Below are 1,122 nucleotides of genomic sequence, written 5' to 3'. Positions count from 1 at the left end.
GGTGGCGGGTTTGACGTTGGAGCAGGAGTTCGAGCTGAATGCGCAGCACTATGTGCATATGAACGAGGTGTTGCGGGATGCGCAGTTGCGGATCAGTGACGGTGTGTGGAGGTGGAATGGTGGGGAGACGCTGCCTGAGGAGGGGTTCAACGGTGGTGTCGGGGGTGGTCTGCCGGGTGGGACCGGTGAGAACAGTTACTACGTCCAGGGCGCTCGAATCATCAAGCCGTCGGGCGCTCATGGGGAGAGGGCGGATCTGGATCCGATGGTGGCGTATTTCGAGGAGCGCGGTTGGGAGTATTTTATCCGCGAGACGTCGTGGAGTGCTGATCTGTGGGGAATCACCGGCGACGGTTATCGGGTCAACTATTTCATTCAGACCAGTGGTCAGTACTCGATCCAAGTCTACAGCGAACTGTTCTGGACGAATGATGCCCATGCGTTGTTCGAGGCTGTCGCGTCTCGGGATTACGATCCGTTCCTCGAGGAGTCGCTTCCGGGCGTGTACGTCCCGTTTCCGCGCTGGGATAACCCGATCCGTCCGCTGGGTCGCCAATGACCTCTCGGAAAGCTCTTGCGAGGATCACTGGCGTTCTCGTGGCCGTTGTCGTTTTGTCGGCGTGTTCGCCGGGCATGATGACACAGCGGCGGGATGCGGCGGGGATGACGCGGGCGGAAGTGGCGGGTCTGACGTTGGAGCAGGAGTTTGAGCTGAATGCGCAGCATTACGTGCATGCGCAGGAGTTGTTGCGGGATGCGCAGTTGCGGATCAGTGACGGTGTGTGGAGGTGGAACGGCGGGGAGACGCTGCCCGAGGAGGGGTACAACGGCGGTGTCGGGGGTGGTCTTCCGGGTGGCACCGGCGAGAACACCTACTACGTGCGAGGCGGCCGGATCATCACCCCTGAGGGCGCGAACGGGTCTCTTGCTGATCTGGATCCGATGCGGGAGTACTTCGAGGATCAGGGGTGGCGGTACTTCGTGCGCGAGAGTTCGTCTTATGCCGAATTGTGGGGCATAACCGGCTCTTCGCAGTTGAGGGTGTAGCCGTACGAGTGTGGGGTCGGCGCGTCGTGGCCGGGAGTGGGGTCGAGGTCTTCCGATGATGGAGGTTCCTACGCC

At 61.4% G+C, this 1,122-nt stretch carries 2 protein-coding genes; both read left to right on the top strand.

What is annotated here, in order from left to right; all coding sequences use genetic code 11:
• Window positions 1-559: hypothetical protein (locus C5D07_RS15880; RefSeq protein WP_170063568.1), on the top strand; the 559-nt coding region annotated here is incomplete at its 5' end.
• A 38-nt stretch (window positions 560-597) separates the two neighbouring features.
• On the top strand, window positions 598-1,047 hold the full coding sequence (locus C5D07_RS15540; RefSeq protein ID WP_146079799.1) for a hypothetical protein: 450 nt from the start codon (window positions 598-600) through the stop codon (window positions 1,045-1,047).
• The last annotated feature ends 75 nt before the right edge of the window (window positions 1,048-1,122 follow it).

Origin of the sequence: Rathayibacter tritici (assembly GCF_002932875.1) — a bacterium.
Lineage (GTDB): Bacteria > Actinomycetota > Actinomycetes > Actinomycetales > Microbacteriaceae > Rathayibacter > Rathayibacter tritici.
This window is presented reverse-complemented; position numbering and strand designations above follow the sequence as displayed.